Raw genomic sequence first — 21,457 nt, 5'->3', positions numbered from 1 at the left:
TTTATCCCTTTTCTTCACGCAGTGAGTTAAAGTTACTGAGCAACTCATACGTTTCCACCAGCGGTAAGCCGACTACGGCGTGATAGCTGCCATTTATCTTCCTGACGAAACAGCCACCCAGCCCTTGAATACCGTATGCACCTGCTTTGTCTAAAGGTTCACCACTGGCCACATAGTCGGCAATATCCTGCCCGGAAAGCAGGCGGAAGGTCACCTCTGTTATCACCAGGCAATCCAGCGTCTGTTGCTTATCGGCCAACGCCACGGCAGTCATGACCTGATGGGTTTTCCCGGAAAGCATACGCAGCATTTCTGCGGCGTGTCCGGCATCACGCGGCTTTTCCAACACTTCACCGTTAAGAATGACGATGGTGTCCGCCCCCAAAACAGGCAGATCCCGCGGCGCTAACGCCACACCGGCCTGCGCTTTTTCCCGCGCCAGGCGCGAGACGTATTGTTGCGCACTCTCCTGCGCATGACGTTGTTCCTCAATACCAGGAACCAGTCGCTCAAAAGAGAGGCCTAGCTGGGTCAGCAGTTCCTGCCGACGCGGAGAACCTGAAGCCAGATACAGAGTCGTCATATCAACCTTATTGCACTGCAAATTGCTGGCGTACTTTACGCATCAGCAGGAAGATCCATGGCCAGAGCACACCGTTTACTACACTACTCCAGAACACTTCCGGACGGAAAGAGACGTTGATCACTAAAAACTCTGCCCAGAAAACAATGATATCCACGGCGAGCGATAACATCACCACCACCAGCGCCTGCTGCCAGAGCGCCAGATTGCGGAACAACTGATATTTCAGCGCCACCAGATAAGCCACGATACTTAATGATAGTGCGCGAACGCCAAGCGTAGAGCCACTGATGAGATCGAGGATCGCTCCCATCACAAAACCCGTGCCGACATTCACCCGATGGGGTAACGCGAGGATCCAGTACAGCAGGATAAGGAGTACCCAATTTGGCCGGTAGACGCTGATGTCCGCCGGCCAGGGCATAATCTGCAGCAATAGCGCAATGAGAAACGAGAGCCAGATAACCCAGCGTCCCTGGCTACGATAGCTTGCCACTATTGCCCCCCAGCAGGCAGAGGTTGCTGAGCCGGAGGCGGCGTTATGCCGGTTGCCGGAGCAGGCATTTGCGGCCCCATAGCATCCGGTGCAGGCAGAACCTGCGGCATCATCTGAGTCAGTCGTTCATTCGCGACGCGATGAACTTCTTCCGGCGTCATCGGGTTAGCGCCGTTGCGATCGGCTCCCCACAACAACAGCAGATAACGCAAACGCTGAAGGCCTGCGGTCGGGCGCGCCTGAATTACCGTATACGCGCGCTGTGTATCCAGCTTCACGGACGAGACCACACCAACTGGATACCCTTCAGGGAAACGACCACCAAGACCTGAAGTCACCAGGACGTCGCCCACACGAATGTCGGTATTAGCTGGCAGATGCTCCAGTTGAAGATCGTCAGTACAGCCATTACCCGCAGCAATCACGCGAATGTCGTTACGTAGTACCTGAATTGGTAACGCATGTGTTGCGTCGCAAATCAGCAGTACGCGGCTGGTCATCTTCGCCACGGCGACGACCTGACCAACGACGCCTTTATCGCTGATAACCGGCTGACCTTCATAAACGCCGTTAACGCTGCCTTTATCGATAACAACCTGATCGCTGTAAGGATCGTTAACCGTTGAGATGACCTGAGTCACCATTTTTTGCTCGTCCTGGCGCAGCGGAGAACCCAACAGCTCACGCAGACGCGCGTTCTCCTGTTTGTACTGACCCAGCATCAGTAAGTCGCTGTTCTTCAGCAACAGTTCCTGGCGCAGCGCGCGGTTTTCCAGTTCGAGCTGGTCACGGGTTGCCAGCGTTTGCGATACGCTGTCGAGTAGCTCCCGAGGACCATTAGAGACAAAGTAGAAAGGGCTGACGGCAGTATCCATGTACGTTCGGATTTGACTGAACGTACCCAGGCGGCTGTCGGCGATTATCACGCCAAGCGCCACCAAAACCGCCAGAATAAGGCGAATCTGTAGCGACGGGCCACGGCTAAAAATTGGCTTCATAGGCTATGCGTATTCTCGTGTCAGTTAAGACCGGGGCAGCCGTATGCCAGCCGCCCGGATCTCAGGCTGACTACTCTTCGCTGAACAAGTCGCCGCCGTGCATATCGATCATTTCCAATGCCTTACCGCCGCCACGAGCGACACAGGTCAGTGGATCTTCTGCAACTACGACAGGAATTCCTGTCTCTTCCATTAACAGACGGTCGAGGTTGCGCAGTAAAGCGCCGCCGCCGGTCAGAACCATACCGCGTTCGGAGATATCGGAAGCCAGTTCCGGTGGGCACTGTTCCAGCGCAACCATCACCGCGCTAACAATACCGGTCAACGGCTCCTGTAGCGCTTCGAGGATTTCGTTAGAATTCAGGGTAAAGCCACGTGGAACACCTTCCGCCAGGTTACGTCCGCGAACTTCAATCTCGCGCACTTCATCACCCGGGTAAGCAGAGCCGATTTCATGCTTAATACGTTCGGCGGTGGCTTCGCCGATCAGGGAGCCATAGTTACGACGCACATAATTAATCACGGCTTCATCAAAACGGTCACCGCCGATACGTACGGAGGAGGAGTAAACTACGCCATTCAGGGAGATAACCGCCACTTCAGTGGTACCGCCGCCGATATCCACAACCATAGAACCGGTTGCTTCAGAAACCGGTAAGCCAGCACCGATCGCAGCCGCCATCGGCTCTTCAATCAGGAAAACTTCACGGGCGCCTGCGCCCTGCGCGGATTCACGAATAGCACGACGTTCAACCTGGGTCGCGCCAACCGGCACGCAGACCAGTACGCGCGGGCTCGGACGCATAAAGCTATTGCTGTGCACCTGTTTAATAAAGTGTTGAAGCATTTTTTCGGTGACGAAAAAGTCGGCGATAACGCCGTCTTTCATCGGGCGAATAGCGGCGATATTGCCCGGTGTACGCCCAAGCATCTGCTTCGCTTCATGACCAACAGCGGCGACGCTTTTCGGCGATCCGGCACGATCCTGACGAATGGCCACGACGGAAGGCTCATTCAATACGATGCCTTGTCCTTTTACATAGATAAGGGTATTCGCGGTACCCAGGTCAATGGACAGGTCATTGGAAAACATGCCACGAAATTTTTTTAACATACTAAGGGATAATCCTGAAAGCTGGGGCGGAAAACAAAATCCGCTTACTTTACCAACCACGCGCAGCAGCGACAAGGCGAAAAAATCATCTGCTGCGGTGAAAATTAGTGCAGTTCGTTTCCTTTGTTACAAATTTAACTGAGTCCGTCTGATGCTGAAATCTTCAGCAGCGCTCCGCGCTTGAATCTGTAACCTGTCAAAGGTCATGAACTGGCATTTACATTGCGATAATCCGGCAGGTAGACAAGCACACCCCCTTCACTATAGCGCGCGTTATTCTACGTGAAATCACGCTAAACGGCAGATCAAACAGAGTATCTTTGCGAATATTTTTTCACATTTGTGTCAAGTGGCTGTGAGGCGGCAAAAAATTCCCCCTGACCACCGGTGACACCGCATTGAGACAGCACCTGCCACTCGCTACGGCTGAGCACGCCCGTCGCGAAAACCTGAACCGGCATTCCCTTACAGGCTTCAACCAGGCTCTGAACCAGCAGTTGATTCTCACTGCGTTTTTCTATATTTCGCGATAATCCCGAATGCAGCTTAATAACTTCGACGTCAAGCTGCTTGATCCAACTGGTTCCAACCAGCGTCAGACCCGCCTGAACAACAGCCACCCGAATACCTAAAGCATTAATTAGCCGCATAACCGGCTGCAGACGGGCGATATATTGACAAACATCAGCCTCTGCAAGTTCAAAAATAATACGTCGACGCTGCGATTTTTCGCATTGCATCAAAGTATCGCGCAGCCAACGCTGGAATCGCGGGCGAATTAACGACTCAACCGTAATCTGTAAAGCGAGGTTTTCTTCCGGCCAGAAACCTAAAAATGGCAATATTCGGGTAATCTGCAGGCGGTCATACTCTTCTGCCAGACCGAATTGCAACACCATCGGCATATATTCCGCCGCAATCACTTCTTCTTTGCCGTCATAAAGACGGCACATCAGTTCCCGGTGATGAACGCGCCCATCGCGAGTTACGGCGGGTTTCTGGTAGAGTCGCGGTCCGCCTCGGCTAAGCATTTGCTCAATCAGCGTTCGCCAGCGGACGTTACCACGGCCTTTCTCCGGCAAAGAATCATCATAGACTGCCCAACTATTACTGCCTTGCAGTACCGCATTGCGTGTTGCCGCTTCCGCGTGTTCCATGACCTGAGCCGCCGTTTGCCCACTGCGAAATGCACAGATCCCAATATGCATCATATCGTCACGATCGAGAATTCGCGTCGGCGGCAGGGCATCCATGGCTTTCAATAGCAATCCGGCAATGCTGTCAGCCTCTTTTAACGTGCGATGAGGAAGCAGGACAGCAAAATCGCTACGGTGATAGCGGGCCAGCAGCGCGCCGGGGTAGCGCATAATAAAAGTGGAAAGCATGTTGATCAGCGTAAAGTAATGCTCTTCGGTCGCAGCACGTCCCCAGTTATCGCGCAGTAGATCGAAATCAGGCAATCGGATCATCATCACGATGCCATATGACCCGACTTTTTCCTGGTCTTCGAGCAGCGTCGTCAGCTGATTATCAAAGAACAGACGGTTACTCAGCCCAGTTTTTGAGTCCTGAGCGACGTAAGAGCGAATCAGCGTATCCATACGACTTCGCTGATCGCTGGCAAACTGAAGTTCTGATAGCAGCATATCCAGCGCGCTACTGATGTTAGCCGGCCATTCATGTACCGATCCACGAACCTGCGGCCCACGCTCACCATTAAGAATGCGTGCGGCTCGCAGCTCCAGTAACTCCTGTCCTGCCAGTTGACGGCGGATCCAGCGCACGGAGAAAAAGATGATCAACACCATAAAGCCAATGGCGATAGAGAGCGGCGCGGTGACATGTAGAGAACGGAAATAATTAGCCATCGGATCCAGATAAACCAGATGGATAACCATACCAGGGTGCTTAAGCGATGGCACCGTGATATTGCGAAACTGGTTGCTGCTGCCTAACGGGCGATAATTATCGGTACGTGAATGGCGGTAGACCGATTTGCCATTGAGCTGAAAATCAATGTGCACTACTTCCACCGGCGTCATCAGCTCATCCATCTGCGGTTCGAGCTGGTCAAAAGACATAGAAACCAGGCGGTTATCCAGCATCGTCGCCACGGCCTGGACGCGGTTGGACATTTTGAGCTGAATACCATTATAAAAACTCAGCGAAGAACCAATAAGCGTGACAAAGATAGTCAGGCTAGTCAGTAGCGTGACAAACGCTGAGAATTTCGTCGTTAATCGCATCCCTGTGTTAACTCCGCATGTGAATGACTACCCGACAAACATTCGGGCTCCTATAGTGGCACTTAGGCTAAAGTAAGCACTAACTTGCTAAAGAGCGACGCATACTACCAAAGCTGGCGCATCTGGCAATTTATTGCGTTACATCGGTGTCATAATGCCGTTAGCGAGTATAGTCTGCAGAAAAAATTTTCCAATCATCCAACCTATGAGGATCGGCGCATGCAGGCTTTAATCTTAGAACAGCAGGATGGCAAAACAATCTCTTCGGTGCAAACCATTGACGCCAGCCAGTTGCCGCAGGGCGATGTGACAGTGGATATCCAATGGTCGAGCCTAAACTATAAAGATGCATTGGCCATCACCGGTAAAGGAAAAATCATCCGAAACTTTCCGATGATTCCTGGCATCGATTTCGCAGGCTCTGTGCACAGTAGCGAAGATCCACGCTTCCATGCAGGCCAGCAAGTGCTGTTAACCGGGTGGGGTGTCGGTGAAAACCACTGGGGCGGACTCGCAGAGCGAGCTCGCGTAAAAGGCGACTGGCTGGTGGCAATGCCTCAAGGTCTGGATGGCCGTAAAGCAATGGCCATTGGCACCGCAGGTTTCACCGCCATGTTGTGCGTGATGGCGCTGGAAGATGCCGGTATTCGTCCTGAAGATGGCGAAATCGTGGTGACGGGTGCCAGCGGCGGCGTTGGCAGTACCGCGGTGGCTCTGCTGCATCATCTGGGATATCAGGTAGTGGCGGTGTCCGGTCGCGAAAGTACCCATGAATATCTGAAAAGCCTTGGTGCACAGCGCATCCTTAGCCGCGATGAGTTCGCCGAAACCCGCCCGCTGGAAAAACAGCTGTGGGCTGGTGCCGTAGATACCGTCGGCGATAAAGTGCTGGCGAAAGTGCTGGCGCAAATGAACTACGGCGGATGCGTAGCAGCCTGTGGTCTGGCCGGGGGATTCGCCCTGCCGACAACCGTGATGCCGTTTATTCTGCGCAACGTCCGCCTGCAGGGCGTGGACTCCGTCATGACCCCGCCCGCTCGCCGTGCTCAAGCCTGGCTGCGACTGGTTCACGATCTGCCGGAGTCATTCTATGCGCAAAGCGCAACTGAAATTACCCTCGCCGAAGCCCCTGAGTTTGCCGATAAGATTATGGCTAACCAGATTCAGGGCCGCACGCTGGTGAAGATCGCCTAATCTGCAATTTTTCGTGACATATTCGCGATAAGTCTCCGCCTCCGTCATGCTTAGAAAAATGCATGACGGAGGATGCCATGAAACTGAAAAAACTGACGGAAGCCGACGTGACGGCAGAATCCGTTTTTATGCTGCAACGTCGCCAGGTACTGAAAATGTTAGGCATCAGCGCGACCGCCCTTTCACTCTCTCCCACCGCGCAAGCGGATCTGCTGGATTGGTTTAAAGGCAACGACCGCCCACCAGCACCTGCAGGTAAAGCACTGACTTTCGATAAACCAGAACAGTGGCAAAACAATCTGACGCTGACGCCGGAAGATAAAGTATCCGGCTACAACAACTTCTATGAATTTGGGCTCGATAAAGCTGACCCTGCTGCCAATGCTGGCAGCCTGCGCACCGATCCGTGGACGCTGACGATCGGTGGCGAAGTGGCGAAACCGCTGACGCTCGATCATGATGACCTGACCAGGCGATTCCCGCTGGAGGAGCGTATTTACCGGATGCGCTGCGTCGAAGCCTGGTCGATGGTGGTTCCGTGGGTCGGATTCCCGTTACATAAATTACTCTCGCTGGTCGAACCCACCAGCAACGCCCGCTACGTGGCATTTAAAACCCTTTACGCCCCTGAGCAAATGCCAGGCCAGAAAGATCGCTTTATCGGCGGCGGGCTGGCATACCCATACGTTGAGGGGCTGCGGCTTGATGAGGCGATGCATCCTCTGACTCTGCTCAGCGTTGGCGTATATGGCAAAGCGCTGCCGCCGCAGAACGGCGCGCCGGTTCGGTTAACCGTTCCCTGGAAATACGGCTTTAAAGGGATCAAGTCCATCGTCAGTATCGAACTGACTCGCGAGCGCCCACCCACGACCTGGAACCTGGCCGGTCCTGATGAATATGGTTTCTACGCCAACGTCAATCCGCACGTCGATCACCCCCGCTGGTCACAGGCTACCGAGAGATTTATCGGCGCGGGCGGCGTCCTCGATGTCAAACGTCAGCCAACGCTGTTGTTCAACGGCTATGCTGATGAAGTTGCATCGCTGTACCGGGGCCTGAATTTGCGGGAGAACTACTAGTGCGCCTGAACGTAAAACAGATAACCGGGCTGAAAGTGATACTCCATCTGGCCGGTTTTTTACCCTTGATATGGCTTTTCTGGGCAGGAAATCAGGGGTATTTCAGCGCCGACCCGGCAAAAGATATTCAGCACTTTACCGGTAGGATGGCTCTTAAATTCCTGCTGGCGACCTTGCTTGTCTCTCCGCTGGCGCGCTACGCTAAGCAGCCTTTATTGATACGCACCCGACGCTTATTAGGTTTATGGTGCTTTGCCTGGGCCACACTGCATTTGACCAGCTACACGCTGCTCGAACTCGGCATTAACAATCTGGCGCTATTGGGCACGGAAGTGCTCACCAGGCCTTACCTGACGTTGGGCTTAATTAGTTGGTTGATACTGCTGGCCCTTGCGGCGACATCTACCCAGGCGATGCAGCGAAAACTTGGCCGCCGCTGGCAAACATTACATAACTTCATCTATTTAGCTGCGATCCTCGCCCCCATCCACTATCTGTGGTCGGTGAAGATTTTATCCCCGCAGCCGATAATCTATGCACTGCTGGCGGTCCTTGTTTTAGCATGGCGATACAAGAAGTTCCGCCAGTGGTGGCGCTAATTTCGGATGTGTGCAGTTTCCCGCAGATCTTTTATCAACCGCGACTCTTTACACGATAGCGGTTGATAATCTTCCCTGATAAGACCAGTATTTAGCTGCCAAATGCTACGAAATAGTTATAATGTGCGACTTTGGTTTTCCTGACGGGCTTTTTGAGTCCCGAAAAGGTGACAATCGCACATCGAAGGTATATTTTGTTTTTTACCCGAGAATGGCAGAAGATGGCCGCATGATGGCTGATAAGTTCCGCATTTTGCTACTAGACTATCGGAGCTTACCTGTCGACCTCAAAAGAGACGCGGCGTCTTGTTCGTAGCAGTAGTTCATATGCTTTACAGACGGTGCTAACACGCCTGTCACAATCACACTAAACAAAGAGTACGGAACCCACTCATGGATATTCGTAAGATAAAAAAACTGATCGAGCTGGTTGAAGAATCAGGCATCTCCGAACTGGAAATTTCTGAAGGCGAAGAGTCTGTACGCATCAGTCGTGCCGCGCCGAACGTAGGTTTCCCGGTGATGCAACAGGCTTACGCTGCACCGATGATGCAGCAGCCAGCTTTGTCTAACGCTGTCGCTCCGGCGGCAACTCCAGCAATGGAAGCCCCTGCAGCAGCGGAAATCAGTGGTCACATCGTACGTTCCCCAATGGTTGGTACTTTCTACCGCACCCCGAGCCCGGACGCGAAAGCATTCATCGAAATCGGTCAGAAAGTTAACGCGGGCGATACCCTGTGCATCGTTGAAGCCATGAAAATGATGAACCAGATCGAAGCCGATAAATCCGGCGTGGTGAAAGCCATTCTGGTCGAAAGTGGTCAACCGGTAGAATTTGACGAGCCACTGGTCGTCATCGAATAACGAGGCGAACATGCTGGATAAAATTGTTATCGCCAACCGTGGCGAGATTGCATTGCGTATCCTGCGTGCCTGTAAAGAATTAGGCATCAAGACCGTTGCTGTGCACTCAACGGCGGATCGCGATTTAAAACATGTATTGTTAGCGGATGAGACGGTCTGTATCGGCCCGGCTCCGTCCGTAAAAAGCTATCTGAATATCCCGGCAATCATCAGCGCCGCTGAAATTACTGGCGCGGTGGCTATTCATCCGGGTTATGGTTTTCTCTCAGAAAACGCGAATTTCGCCGAACAGGTAGAACGTTCTGGCTTTATCTTTATCGGCCCGAAAGCAGACACCATCCGCCTGATGGGCGACAAAGTGTCTGCTATCACCGCGATGAAGAAAGCGGGCGTGCCGACCGTTCCCGGTTCCGACGGCCCTCTGGGCGACGATATGGATGTTAACCGTGCTCATGCGAAACGCATTGGCTACCCGGTGATTATCAAAGCATCCGGCGGCGGCGGCGGTCGCGGTATGCGCGTTGTTCGCGGTGATGCCGAACTGGCGCAATCCATCTCCATGACTAAAGCTGAAGCGAAAGCTGCTTTCAGCAACGACATGGTTTATATGGAGAAATATCTGGAGAATCCTCGTCATATTGAGATCCAGGTTCTTGCTGACGGCCAGGGCAACGCTATCTATCTGGCGGAACGCGACTGTTCTATGCAGCGTCGTCACCAGAAAGTGGTCGAAGAAGCGCCAGCACCGGGCATTACTCCGGAACTGCGTCGCTATATCGGCGAGCGCTGCTCCAAAGCATGCGTGGATATCGGCTATCGCGGGGCGGGTACTTTCGAGTTCCTGTTTGAAAACGGCGAGTTCTATTTCATCGAAATGAACACCCGTATTCAGGTTGAACACCCGGTAACTGAAATGATCACCGGCGTTGACCTGATCAAAGAGCAATTGCGTATTGCAGCTGGTCAGCCGCTGTCCATCAAACAGGATGAAGTCGTGGTTAAAGGCCATGCGGTGGAATGCCGTATCAACGCCGAAGACCCGAACACCTTCCTGCCGAGTCCGGGTAAAATTACTCGCTTCCACGCGCCGGGCGGTTTTGGTGTACGTTGGGAGTCTCATATCTACGCAGGTTACACCGTGCCTCCGTACTATGACTCAATGATCGGTAAGCTTATCTGCTACGGCGAAAACCGTGATGTGGCGATTGCACGTATGAAAAATGCGTTGCAGGAACTGATTATCGATGGCATCAAAACCAACGTTGATCTGCAGATTCGTATCATGAACGACGAGCATTTCCAGAATGGTGGTACCAATATCCACTATCTGGAGAAAAAACTCGGATTGCAGGAGAAGTAATACTGCCATCGTTGCAAGAGGCCGGATAATCCGGCCTTTTTCTTTTTCTCTCTCTTCTCATCTTTTCCATGCGGTACAATCCCCGCTTTCTTCATCTTCAAGGGACAAAAATGGACAAACGGTTTGTTCAGGCCCATAAAGAAGCGCGCTGGGCGCTGTGGCTGACCCTCCTCTATCTTGCTGCCTGGCTGGCTGGTGCCTATCTGCCGGGCGTGGGTATTGGTATAACCGGCCTGCCACATTGGTTCGAAATGGCCTGTCTGCTGGTACCACTGCTGTTTATCCTACTGTGTTGGGGAATGGTGCGTTTCATTTTCCGCGACATCTCTCTGGAGGATAACGATGCAGTTTGAAATCATCGTCGTCCTGCTTGCCTACCTGTGTTTGGTATTCGGGCTGTCGTTTTACGCGATGCGCAAACGCAGTAGCGGCAATTTTCTCAGCGAGTATTTTCTCGGGAGCCGTTCAATGGGTGGTTTCGTCCTCGCGATGACGCTGACGACCACCTATATCAGTGCCAGCTCATTTATTGGTGGACCGGGAGCCGCCTATAAATACGGACTTGGCTGGGTGCTGCTGGCCATGATTCAGGTTCCGACAATCTGGCTCTCGCTCGGCATTCTCGGCAAGAAATTCGCTATCCTGGCGCGGCGTTACAACGCGATCACCCTAAACGATATGCTACAGGCGCGTTATCAAAGTCGCGCGGTCGTATGGATAGCCAGCGTGAGCCTGCTGGTCGCTTTTGTCGGGGCGATTGCTGTGCAGTTTATCGGCGGAGCCCGACTGCTGGAGACAGCCGCCGGAATTAAGTATGAAAATGGGTTGCTGATCTTTGGCATCACCATTGCGTTGTATACGGCCTTCGGCGGCTTTCGCGCCAGCGTCCTCAATGACACCATGCAGGGTATGGTAATGCTGATCGGCACAATCGTGCTGCTGGTTGGCGTCGTCCACACAGCTGGCGGTTTACATAATGCTGTCGATACGCTACAGCACATCGACCCGAAGCTGGTATCGCCACACGGTGCGGATGATATTCTCACCCCTGCCTTTATGATGTCCTTTTGGGTGCTGGTATGCTTCGGCGTTATCGGCCTACCGCATACCGCCGTGCGCTGTATTTCCTATAAGGATAGTAAAGCCGTCCACCGCGGGATCATTATCGGTACCATTGTTGTCGCGATCCTAATGTTTGGTATGCATCTGGCCGGCGCGCTGGGAAGAGCGGTGCTGCCTGACCTGACCGTCCCGGATCAAGTGATCCCGACTCTGATGGTACAGGTCCTGCCGCCGTGGGCCGCCGGCCTGTTTCTGGCCGCGCCAATGGCCGCAATCATGTCGAACGTTAACGCCCATTTATTGCAGGCATCGGCTACGATCATTAAAGATCTTTGGCTCAGCGCACAACCGGCAAAAAGACATAACGAGCAGAAGCTAAAGCGGATCTCAACGATCACTACGCTGGTACTAGGGATCCTGATGATGCTCGCCGCCTGGCGTCCGCCTGAGATGATCATCTGGCTCAACCTGCTGGCATTCGGTGGGCTTGAGGCTGTGTTCTTATGGCCACTGGTGCTGGGTCTGTACTGGGAACGTGCGAACGCCAAAGGCGCATTGAGCGCCATGATCGTCGGCGGAGTACTGTATGCCATACTCGCCACTTTTAATATTCAGTATCTGGGGTTCCACCCGATCGTGCCCTCATTACTGCTAAGTTTGTTGGCTTTCCTGGTCGGAAACCGTTTTGGTTCCTCCGCCCCGCAAGCCGCCATGTTGACTACTGATAAATAAAGAGTTCTGCCATGCCATGGATCCAACTGAAACTGAACACTACCGGTGCAAACGCGGAAGAACTGAGTGATGCCCTGATGGAAGCGGGCTCCGTTTCTATCACTTTCCAGGACACTCACGACACGCCGGTGTTTGAACCTTTGCCCGGTGAAACCCGCCTGTGGGGCGATACCGATGTTATTGGTCTGTTTGACGCAGAAACGGACATGAAAGAGGTGGTTGCACTTCTGGAACAGCATCCGCTTCTGGGTACCGGTTTCGTACATAAAATCGAACAGCTTGAAGACAAAGACTGGGAACGCGAATGGATGGATAACTTCCATCCCATGTGCTTCGGTAAGCGTCTGTGGATCTGCCCTAGCTGGCGCGATGTGCCGGATAAGAATGCCGTCAACGTGATGCTCGACCCGGGTCTGGCGTTTGGTACTGGTACGCATCCTACAACTGCAATGTGTCTACAGTGGCTGGATGGACTCGATCTCGAAGGCAAAACGATTATCGATTTTGGCTGCGGCTCCGGCATCCTGGCCATCGCTGCATTAAAACTGGGCGCAGCGAAAGCCATCGGTATTGATATTGACCCGCAGGCTATTCAGGCCAGCCGCGATAACGCCGAGCGTAATGGGGTTTCTGAGCGACTTGAACTCTATCTGCCGAAAGATCAGCCAGACGCCATGAAAGCCGATGTAGTGGTCGCAAACATACTGGCCGGCCCTTTACGCGAGTTAGCACCTCTTATCAGCGTGCTGCCAGTTACAGGCGGTCTGTTGGGCCTTTCCGGTATCCTTGCCAGCCAGGCTGAGAGCGTTTGTGAAGCCTATGCTGAGCTCTTTGACCTCGACCCGGTGGTGGAGAAAGAAGAGTGGTGCCGGATCACCGGTTGTAAAAAATAATCTTCTCTGTGGCCTCTCAGCAGGCCACATTTCTCCGCGTTTTCTGTGCAACCCCTCCGTTCAGCGGTTCTCTGACCACTCCACCTTGTTCCGAAGGCGTCACCTGGATTGTCCTCAAACATCCCCTGACACTTTCTGCCGTACAGTTGGAAAACTTCAGCCATACCATGCATCACGATAACAATCGCCCGACACAGCCGCTAAATGGTCTCGTAGTCGTCGAGTAATCTTAAGATACGCTTCACGATCATGTTCTGAAAATGAGAGAATAGTCACATTAAGTTGGGATAATTTGTTGATTTATTCAGCAGATTATCTTGTCAGTCCGTGACCTGATGAAGAAAAAACGAGAAGTTACGCAAAATTATATGTGTAGATAAATTCAACGCAAATTCTTAATTCAATGATTTATATAGTTAATTATTCATAGTCGCTTAATTGTACAGCGATTCTTTGATCCATCTCAGTGGATTGGTTAAAGTTTGGCCTTTCATCTCATGCAAAAAATGCGTAATATACGCCGCCTTGCAGTCACATATGGTCATTTCTTAACTCATGCGTATCGGACAATACCAGCTCAGAAATCGCCTGATCGCAGCGCCAATGGCTGGCATTACTGACAGACCATTCAGGACGCTGTGCTACGAGATGGGAGCAGGATTGACCGTATCCGAGATGATGTCTTCTAACCCTCAGGTTTGGGAAAGTGACAAATCTCGTTTACGGATGGTACATGTTGATGAGCCCGGTATTCGTACCGTGCAAATCGCCGGTAGCGTTCCGGAAGAAATGGCTGCAGCCGCCCGAATTAACGTGGAAAGCGGTGCCCAAATTATTGATATCAATATGGGGTGCCCGGCTAAAAAGGTGAATCGTAAGTTTGCAGGTTCAGCCCTCTTGCAGTACCCCGATCAGGTTAAGTCAATCCTGACGACGGTCGTCAAGGCAGTGGACGTTCCCGTGACTCTCAAGATTCGCACCGGTTGGGAACCGGAACACCGTAACTGTGTAGAGATTGCCCAACTGGCTGAAGAATGTGGCATTCAGGCTCTGACTATTCACGGACGCACACGCGCCTGTTTGTTTAACGGAGATGCTGAGTACGACAGTATTCGGGCAGTTAAGCAGAAAGTTTCCATTCCGATTATCGCGAATGGTGACATTACTGACCCGCTTAAAGCCAGAGCTGTGCTCGACTATACGGGGGCTGATGCCCTTATGATAGGCCGCGCGGCTCAGGGAAGACCCTGGATCTTTCGGGAAATCCAGCACTATCTGGACACTGGAGAGCTGCTGCCCCCGCTGCCTTTGGCAGAGGTTAAGCGCTTGCTTTGTGCGCACGTTCGGGAACTGCATGACTTTTACGGTCAGGCAAAAGGGTACCGAATCGCGCGTAAACACGTATCCTGGTATCTCCAGGAGCACGCTCCAAATGACCAGTTTCGGCGCACATTCAACGCCATAGAAGATTCCAGCGAACAGCTGGCGGCGTTGGAGGCATACTTCGAAAATTTTGCGTAATAGAAATAAAGAGCTGACAGAACTATGTTCGAACAACGCGTAAATTCTGACGTACTGACCGTTTCTACCGTTAACTCTCAGGATCAGGTAACTCAAAAACCCCTGCGTGACTCGGTTAAACAGGCACTGAAGAACTATTTTGCTCAACTGAACGGTCAGGATGTGAGTGACCTGTATGAGCTGGTACTGGCTGAAGTAGAACAGCCCCTGTTGGACATGGTGATGCAATACACCCGTGGTAACCAGACGCGTGCTGCCCTGATGATGGGTATCAACCGTGGTACTCTGCGTAAGAAACTGAAAAAATACGGCATGAACTGATACTAATCAGTTAACTGTATGATTAAAAAGGCGCTCTTCGGCATGGGGAAGCGCCTTTTTTATTTTCTCTGATTTATCAATTTACTACCCTCGCAGCCCATTTGCATGACTATTTACACCGCAAAGTACCGACATAATATTATCCACCAAAGCGGGAGCCTGTTGATGAAGATCGAATTGTTCCGGCTCCATTAACCAGTTTTTGATAATGCCGGTAAATGCACTGTGTAAGACAATCAATAAAATTTCAACGTTTGTTTCAGCTGGTAATAATCTATTACTAAGACAACGCTGTAAAACCCCTCGAATAATGGGATAGCTAAAACCAATTCTTTTACGAATCTCCACCTCTGACATCATATCGCTGGAAAATTCGCATTTATGATACAGAATTTGCATTAACGCACGCTGCCTGGGATTATCGGCAATATATTGCAAACCTGTAATAAATTTCGCCCGTAAATTGCCTAACAGATCCTGACTATCTGTCGGAATTTGATGCTGAAGCAGATCTCGTAACGGTTGCTGTTGTTGCCACATCTCGTTAAACAGTTCTGCTTTACTGGAGAAGTGCCAATATACAGCCCCTCGCGTCACGCCAGCAGCATCAGCGATGTCAGTTAGCGTAGTGTTGGTGACCCCACGCAGAGCGAATTGCTGAATGGCAGACTCAATCAGGAGCTGCCGCGTCTTTAACGCATCTTCTTTTGTTCTTCTTGGCATACGATGCTCCATTTAACGCCATATCTATAATATAAGAAATACCAGGATACATATAAATCTAGCATCAGATAATTAATATTGTTTAGCAAAAACACAGATGAGCAAAATCTCAATAAAAAAACAATAAATACACAAACCAAATAATTAACAAGTGCATTATTCATTTAATGAATATCAATGTAAGAGAATTTTAATTTGAGATCATTCTTAGATTAAAATGACTATTGCTTTGCTTTTGCGTGCCTTGCTGATGGCTAAAAAATAACTATTCCTTACATACCTCGTTTTTTATTTGTAGGATAACAAACCGCATTTTTATCCATTATTTCTTTCACAGATTGGTTGCCAAACTCGGCCCGCAATCTATAAGGAACAGCAATGACGAGTCACGCCCGGGTTACACTTTTATCCAGCCTAATCATCTCTACCATCTTGCTTAGCGGTTGCGATAATTCAGGTGATCAACAACCGCATACGCAGATACCTCAGGTTTCAGTCCATATTGTAAGCAGCGCGCCGCTGTCAGTGACCACGGAACTTCCGGGTCGAACATTAGCATACCGCGTTGCGGAAGTACGCCCGCAGGTTAGCGGAATTATTCTACAGCGTAACTTTGTCGAAGGTAGCGATGTCAATGCCGGGCAGTCTCTCTATCAAATCGACCCGGCGACTTATCAAGCCGCTTATAACAGCGCAAAAGGTGATGAAGCCAAAGCCGAAGCAGCAGCGACCATCGCTCATCTGACGGTGAAACGCTACGCACCTCTTCTCGGAACACAATACATCAGCCAGCAGGAATACGATCAGGCTGTAGCGACCGCACGTCAGGCTGATGCCGATGTTATTGCCGCAAAAGCCACCGTCGAAAGTGCGCGCATTAATCTGGCTTACACCAAAGTGACATCGCCAATCGGCGGTCGCATAGGTAAATCCAGCGTGACTGAAGGCGCCCTCGTGACCAATGGACAGGCAGATGCAATGGCAACGGTACAGCAACTCGATCCGATTTATGTCGATGTCACCGAATCCAGTAATGATTTCATGCGTCTGAAACAGGAAAGCCTGCAGCACGGCAGCGATACCAAAAGCGTGCAGCTAATTATGGAAAACGGTCAACCTTACGCACTAAAAGGCACTCTGCAATTCTCCGACGTCACAGTGGATGAAAGCACTGGCTCAATTACGCTGCGAGCAATCTTTCCGAATCCACAACATTCGCTGTTGCCGGGGATGTTCGTCCGCGCCCGCATTGATGAAGGCGTAGCTCCGAATGCCATTCTGGTTCCTCAGCAGGGAGTCACCCGCACACCACGTGGTGATGCCAGCGTGATGATCGTTAATGACAAAAACCAGGTTGAAAGCCGCCAGGTTGCGACCTCACAGGCGATTGGTGATAAGTGGTTAATTACCAGCGGTCTTAAATCTGGTGAAAAAGTTATTGTCAGCGGTCTGCAGAAGGTTCGTCCCGGCGTCACAGTGAAGGCCGAAGTGGATACCGCGACATCCGTCGCGCAATAAGGTACGAATAACTATGTCTAAGTTTTTTATCCATCGACCGGTATTCGCCTGGGTGCTGGCCATCGTTATGATGATTGCTGGCGGTCTCGCAATTATGCAACTGCCTATTGCACAATACCCGACGATCGCCCCACCAGCTGTTGCCATATCTGCGACCTATCCAGGTGCCGATGCGCAGACCGTGCAGGATACTGTGACTCAGGTTATCGAACAGAACATGAATGGTATCGATAACCTGATGTACATGTCTTCAACCAGTGATTCCGCAGGCGGCGTCACCATCACCTTGACCTTCACATCGGGTACAGATCCGGATATTGCGCAAGTCCAGGTACAGAATAAGCTCCAGCTCGCCACACCGCTGCTACCTCAGGAAGTGCAGCAACAGGGGATTAGCGTTGAGAAATCAAGCAGCAGTTTCCTGCTGGTCGCTGGATTCATCTCCGATAACACCAGCACTACTCAGGATGATATTTCTGACTACGTTGCATCAAACGTCAAAGATACTATTAGCCGACTTAACGGCGTTGGCGACGTACAACTCTTCGGGGCCCAATATGCCATGCGTGTTTGGCTGGATGGCAACCTGCTGAATAAGTACAACCTGACGCCTGTTGATGTGATTAACCAGTTGCAGGTACAGAATGATCAGATTGCCGCAGGCCAACTTGGCGGAACACCCGCTATTAAAGGCCAACAATTAAACGCGTCAATCATTGCTCAAACACGACTTAAAGACCCTGCAGAGTTTGGCAAGGTGACGCTGCGGGTAAACGCTGACGGCTCAGTGGTTCATCTGAAAGACGTGGCTCGCATTGAGCTGGGCGGTGAAAACTATAACGTCGTCGCCAAAATTAACGGTAAACCAGCATCCGGGCTGGGGATTAAGCTTGCTACCGGCGCCAATGCCCTCGATACCGCTGCCGCGATTAAAGCAAAGCTTGCTGAACTACAGCCCTACTTTCCGCAGGGAATGAAAGTCGTTTACCCTTACGACACCACACCGTTCGTGAAGATCTCTATTCATGAGGTGGTGAAGACGCTGTTTGAAGCGATTATTCTCGTCTTCCTGGTGATGTATCTGTTCCTCCAGAACATTCGTGCCACATTGATCCCCACCATTGCGGTTCCTGTCGTCTTGCTTGGCACATTCGCCGTGCTGGCTACCTTTGGCTATTCCATCAACACGCTAACGATGTTCGGTATGGTGCTGGCAATAGGATTGCTGGTCGATGATGCCATCGTGGTGGTGGAAAACGTCGAGCGCGTGATGGTTGAAGAGAGGCTATCCCCAAAAGAAGCGACAGAAAAATCAATGTCGCAAATTCAGGGGGCGCTGGTTGGTATAGCCATGGTGCTATCGGCAGTTTTTGTTCCCATGGCCTTCTTTGGCGGTTCTACGGGCGCGATCTATCGCCAATTCTCCATTACTATCGTCTCAGCGATGGCGCTATCCGTGTTGGTTGCACTGATTCTGACTCCTGCACTTTGCGCCACTTTATTGAAACCCACCTCAGCCGATCATCATGAGAAGAAAGGTTTTTTTGGCTGGTTTAATGCGAAATTTGACCGTAGTGTCAACCACTACACCAACAGCGTCAGCGGAATACTACGCTGTACCGGGCGCTATCTCATCATCTATCTGCTGATTGTCGTTGGCATGGCTGTACTGTTTATGCGTCTGCCAACCTCCTTTTTACCGGATGAGGATCAGGGGGTATTTATGACCATGATTCAACTTCCATCCGGCGCAACGCAAGAACGTACTCAGAAGGTCCTCGATACCGTTACCGACTACTATCTGCATAAAGAGAAGACGAATGTTGAAAGCGTCTTTACCGTTAACGGTTTTAGCTTTAGCGGCCAGGGACAAAACTCCGGCATGGCATTTGTCAGTCTGAAGCCATGGGAGGCGCGCAGTGGTTCGGAGAATGGGGTTGAAGCAATCATCAAGCGAGCCACGGTCGCATTCAGCCAGATTAAAGACGCCATGGTTTTCCCATTTAATCTCCCCGCAATTATTGAGTTGGGTACCGCGACAGGCTTCGACTTTGAGCTTATCGACCAGGGTAACCTCGGCCATAGCGCGCTGACTCAAGCACGAAATCAGTTGCTTGGTATGGTAAGAGAACATCCGGATCAACTGGTTCGCGTACGACCAAATGGGCTTGAAGATACTCCGCAATTTAAGCTCGATGTTGATCAGGAGAAAGCCCAGGCACTGGGTATTTCACTATCTGATATCAATGAAACCATTTCCGCAGCGCTAGGCGGCTATTACGTTAATGATTTTATTGACCATGGTAGGGTTAAAAAAGTCTATGTTCAGGCTGACGCCCATTTCCGTATGTTGCCAAGCGACATCAATAGTATGTACGTCCGTAGCGCTAATGGCGAAATGGTACCATTCTCAGCTTTTGTAACCTCACACTGGGTTTATGGTTCTCCGCGCCTGGAGCGTTATAACGGCTTACCTTCGATGGAAATTCTGGGTGAAGCCGCTCCGGGCAAAAGTACCGGTGATGCAATGATTTTAATGGAACAACTAGCAAACAAGTTGCCTACTGGTATTGGCTTCGACTGGACAGGAATGTCTTATCAGGAACGCTTATCCGGTAATCAGGCACCTGCTTTATATGCAATTTCGCTAATAGTGGTTTTCCTGTGTCTTGCCGCACTCTATGAAAGCTGGTCTATTCCATTCTCCGTAATGTTAGTCGTCCCGTTAGGGGTTATTGGGGCATTATTGGCTGCCTCATTACGTGGGCTTAATAATGATGTTTATTTTCAGGTAGGTTTATTAACGACGATCGGTCTCTCTGCCAAAAACGCTATTCTTATTGTCGAATTTGCGAAAGACCTTATGGATAAAGAAGGGAAGGGAATCATTGAAGCAACGCTCGAAGCATCTCGTATGCGTTTACGCCCTATCTTAATGACCTCATTGGCCTTTATTCTTGGGGTACTGCCCTTGGTTATTAGCCATGGGGCAGGCAGCGGGGCACAAAACGCCGTGGGTACGGGAGTGATGGGAGGAATGTTGACAGCAACGTTGCTGGCTATCTTCTTCGTACCAGTGTTCTTTGTTGTCGTAAGACGCCGCTTTACTAAGCATATCGAGTAAGCCTCTCTTTCCAAAGGCGCCATTCAGGCGCCTTTTTTTATGCCTGAAGTTTTTGATCATCCCGATAGAGATCAACGTGTTTATTATTTTTTAAAAGATCGCACGTTATTCAACTAGCCATATTATGACGACATAATCGCGTAAGTTTCTTCACGATATTTACGTTGCTCATAAATTGAGATTATTTACCCTACCCGTCCTCAGTATTACCGATGATAAAATAGGCTATTCCGTAATGTATGGGTTCCCATTACAGCGAAACGGATTATTTAGAGGTAACATCATGAAAAAATTCGTTTTAGTCACATTGTTGACAACGCTTCTCGCTGGTTGTGCACACGATTCTCCGTGCGTACCTGTCTATGACTCCGAAGGTAGATTAGTACACACTAATACCTGTATGAAAGGAACGACTCAGGACAACTGGGAAACCGCGGGTGCTATTGCCGGAGGCGCGGCTGCAATTGCAGGCTTGACGCTTGGCATTGTCGCACTAACTCGCTAATCACTTACAATCCCCGCTATGCACTGGTACCGGAGCTAATCCCGGTACCATTTTTCGGCAAGATACACTCAATATACTTAAGTTACTGCACCAATGCTCTGTGATCGGAATAGCGCAGGCCACTCTAACGATATAAACCGAAGCTGAATTGAGTACATAGCGCGAATTGATATTTTCACGCGATTAGAAACGCAAAAAGCCCATCCTGACGGATGGGCTTTTCACTTATTTGGTGCCTGGCAATGCCCTACTCTCACATGGGGAGACCCCACACTACCATCGGCGCTACGGCGTTTCACTTCTGAGTTCGGCATGGGGTCAGGTGGGACCACCGCGCTATCGTTGCCAGGCAAATTCTTTTCAAATCGCCGAACTTTAACCTAAAAACTGGTGCTGATACCCAGAGTCGAACTGGGGACCTCACCCTTACCAAGGGTGCGCTCTACCAACTGAGCCATATCAGCACACTAAATTTGATGCCTGGCAGTTCCCTACTCTCACATGGGGAGACCCCACACTACCATC

At 51.0% G+C, this 21,457-nt stretch carries 19 protein-coding genes, 1 tRNA gene, 1 rRNA gene and 1 pseudogene; 14 read left to right on the top strand and 8 right to left on the bottom strand.

The features are described from left to right. Window position 1 precedes the first annotated feature (1 nt). The 5 genes from QVF11_RS00335 to csrD form a co-directional block, all read right to left on the bottom strand. A complete protein-coding gene (locus QVF11_RS00335) occupies window positions 2–583 on the bottom strand; it encodes a Maf family protein (RefSeq protein ID WP_112213522.1) in 582 nt (193 codons plus the stop codon). Between the two features lie 7 nt (window positions 584–590). After that, window positions 591–1,079 (bottom strand): rod shape-determining protein MreD, encoded by a 489-nt coding sequence (gene mreD, locus QVF11_RS00330; RefSeq protein ID WP_004139709.1) that lies wholly within the window; start codon window positions 1,077–1,079, stop codon window positions 591–593. Continuing rightward, window positions 1,079–2,077, bottom strand: coding sequence for a rod shape-determining protein MreC (gene mreC / locus QVF11_RS00325; RefSeq protein WP_112213521.1), 999 nt, complete (start codon window positions 2,075–2,077; stop codon window positions 1,079–1,081). The genes mreD and mreC overlap by 1 nt, the downstream gene beginning before the upstream one ends. A 70-nt stretch (window positions 2,078–2,147) precedes the next feature. After that, complete coding sequence (gene mreB / locus QVF11_RS00320) at window positions 2,148–3,191, bottom strand: rod shape-determining protein MreB (RefSeq protein ID WP_002918653.1); 1,044 nt, start codon at window positions 3,189–3,191, stop codon at window positions 2,148–2,150. 305 nt (window positions 3,192–3,496) lie between these two features. After that, window positions 3,497–5,437, bottom strand: coding sequence for an RNase E specificity factor CsrD (csrD, locus tag QVF11_RS00315; protein ID WP_112213520.1), 1,941 nt, complete (start codon window positions 5,435–5,437; stop codon window positions 3,497–3,499). Between the two features lie 219 nt (window positions 5,438–5,656). On the opposite strand from csrD, the gene acuI reads away from it, so the two are divergent. The 11 genes and pseudogenes from acuI (at window position 5,657) to fis (ending at window position 15,062) form a co-directional block, all read left to right on the top strand. Further along, complete coding sequence (gene acuI / locus QVF11_RS00310) at window positions 5,657–6,631, top strand: acrylyl-CoA reductase (NADPH) (protein ID WP_112213519.1); 975 nt, start codon at window positions 5,657–5,659, stop codon at window positions 6,629–6,631. A 77-nt stretch (window positions 6,632–6,708) separates the two neighbouring features. Continuing rightward, on the top strand, window positions 6,709–7,710 hold the full coding sequence (msrP, locus tag QVF11_RS00305) for a protein-methionine-sulfoxide reductase catalytic subunit MsrP (protein ID WP_112213518.1): 1,002 nt from the start codon (window positions 6,709–6,711) through the stop codon (window positions 7,708–7,710). Beyond that, a complete protein-coding gene (msrQ, locus tag QVF11_RS00300) occupies window positions 7,710–8,309 on the top strand; it encodes a protein-methionine-sulfoxide reductase heme-binding subunit MsrQ (RefSeq protein ID WP_112213517.1) in 600 nt (199 codons plus the stop codon). The genes msrP and msrQ overlap by 1 nt, the downstream gene beginning before the upstream one ends. Before the next feature lie 393 nt (window positions 8,310–8,702). Then, complete coding sequence (gene accB / locus QVF11_RS00295) at window positions 8,703–9,173, top strand: acetyl-CoA carboxylase biotin carboxyl carrier protein (protein ID WP_110272807.1); 471 nt, start codon at window positions 8,703–8,705, stop codon at window positions 9,171–9,173. A 10-nt stretch (window positions 9,174–9,183) separates the two neighbouring features. Next, the gene (accC, locus tag QVF11_RS00290) at window positions 9,184–10,533 is read left to right on the top strand and encodes an acetyl-CoA carboxylase biotin carboxylase subunit (protein WP_112213516.1); all 1,350 of its coding nucleotides are present in this window, start codon (window positions 9,184–9,186) and stop codon (window positions 10,531–10,533) included. Between the two features lie 110 nt (window positions 10,534–10,643). Beyond that, window positions 10,644–10,886: a YhdT family protein gene (locus QVF11_RS00285; RefSeq protein WP_112213515.1), complete on the top strand. Its 243-nt coding sequence runs from the start codon at window positions 10,644–10,646 to the stop codon at window positions 10,884–10,886. Continuing rightward, complete coding sequence (gene panF / locus QVF11_RS00280; RefSeq protein ID WP_112213514.1) at window positions 10,876–12,327, top strand: sodium/pantothenate symporter; 1,452 nt, start codon at window positions 10,876–10,878, stop codon at window positions 12,325–12,327. Before QVF11_RS00285 ends, panF begins: the two co-directional genes overlap by 11 nt. An 11-nt stretch (window positions 12,328–12,338) precedes the next feature. After that, a complete protein-coding gene (gene prmA, locus QVF11_RS00275; RefSeq protein WP_182235093.1) occupies window positions 12,339–13,220 on the top strand; it encodes a 50S ribosomal protein L11 methyltransferase in 882 nt (293 codons plus the stop codon). Between the two features lie 59 nt (window positions 13,221–13,279). Beyond that, a pseudogene (locus QVF11_RS00270) lies at window positions 13,280–13,447 on the top strand (carbonic anhydrase family protein); the annotation flags it as partial. Between the two features lie 328 nt (window positions 13,448–13,775). Beyond that, window positions 13,776–14,741: a tRNA dihydrouridine synthase DusB gene (dusB, locus tag QVF11_RS00265; RefSeq protein WP_112213512.1), complete on the top strand. Its 966-nt coding sequence runs from the start codon at window positions 13,776–13,778 to the stop codon at window positions 14,739–14,741. Window positions 14,742–14,765: 24 nt separating this feature from the next. After that, complete coding sequence (fis, locus tag QVF11_RS00260) at window positions 14,766–15,062, top strand: DNA-binding transcriptional regulator Fis (RefSeq protein WP_003855228.1); 297 nt, start codon at window positions 14,766–14,768, stop codon at window positions 15,060–15,062. 84 nt (window positions 15,063–15,146) lie between these two features. Here fis and envR read toward each other — a convergent pair whose 3' ends face one another. After that, window positions 15,147–15,785, bottom strand: coding sequence for an acrEF/envCD operon transcriptional regulator (gene envR, locus QVF11_RS00255; RefSeq protein ID WP_112213511.1), 639 nt, complete (start codon window positions 15,783–15,785; stop codon window positions 15,147–15,149). A gap of 378 nt (window positions 15,786–16,163) precedes the next feature. On the opposite strand from envR, the gene QVF11_RS00250 reads away from it, so the two are divergent. The 3 genes from QVF11_RS00250 to QVF11_RS00240 all read left to right on the top strand — a co-directional run bounded on the left by QVF11_RS00250 (window position 16,164) and on the right by QVF11_RS00240 (window position 20,932). Continuing rightward, window positions 16,164–17,303, top strand: a complete 1,140-nt coding sequence (locus tag QVF11_RS00250) for an efflux RND transporter periplasmic adaptor subunit (protein WP_112213510.1) — start codon at window positions 16,164–16,166, stop codon at window positions 17,301–17,303. Window positions 17,304–17,316: 13 nt separating this feature from the next. Further along, entirely contained in the window at window positions 17,317–20,427 is a 3,111-nt protein-coding gene (locus tag QVF11_RS00245) for an efflux RND transporter permease subunit (protein ID WP_287854704.1), read from the top strand. 283 nt (window positions 20,428–20,710) lie between these two features. Further along, window positions 20,711–20,932: a hypothetical protein gene (locus QVF11_RS00240; RefSeq protein ID WP_110272798.1), complete on the top strand. Its 222-nt coding sequence runs from the start codon at window positions 20,711–20,713 to the stop codon at window positions 20,930–20,932. A gap of 234 nt (window positions 20,933–21,166) precedes the next feature. On the opposite strand, the gene rrf is transcribed toward QVF11_RS00240, so the two are convergent. Continuing rightward, window positions 21,167–21,282, bottom strand: a 5S ribosomal RNA gene (gene rrf, locus QVF11_RS00235). Window positions 21,283–21,320: 38 nt separating this feature from the next. Then, a tRNA-Thr gene (locus tag QVF11_RS00230) sits at window positions 21,321–21,396 on the bottom strand. Window positions 21,397–21,457 lie beyond the last annotated feature (61 nt).

The sequence above is a fragment of the Klebsiella sp. genome (genome assembly GCF_027492335.1).
Lineage (GTDB): Bacteria > Pseudomonadota > Gammaproteobacteria > Enterobacterales > Enterobacteriaceae > Klebsiella > Klebsiella huaxiensis.
This window is presented reverse-complemented; position numbering and strand designations above follow the sequence as displayed.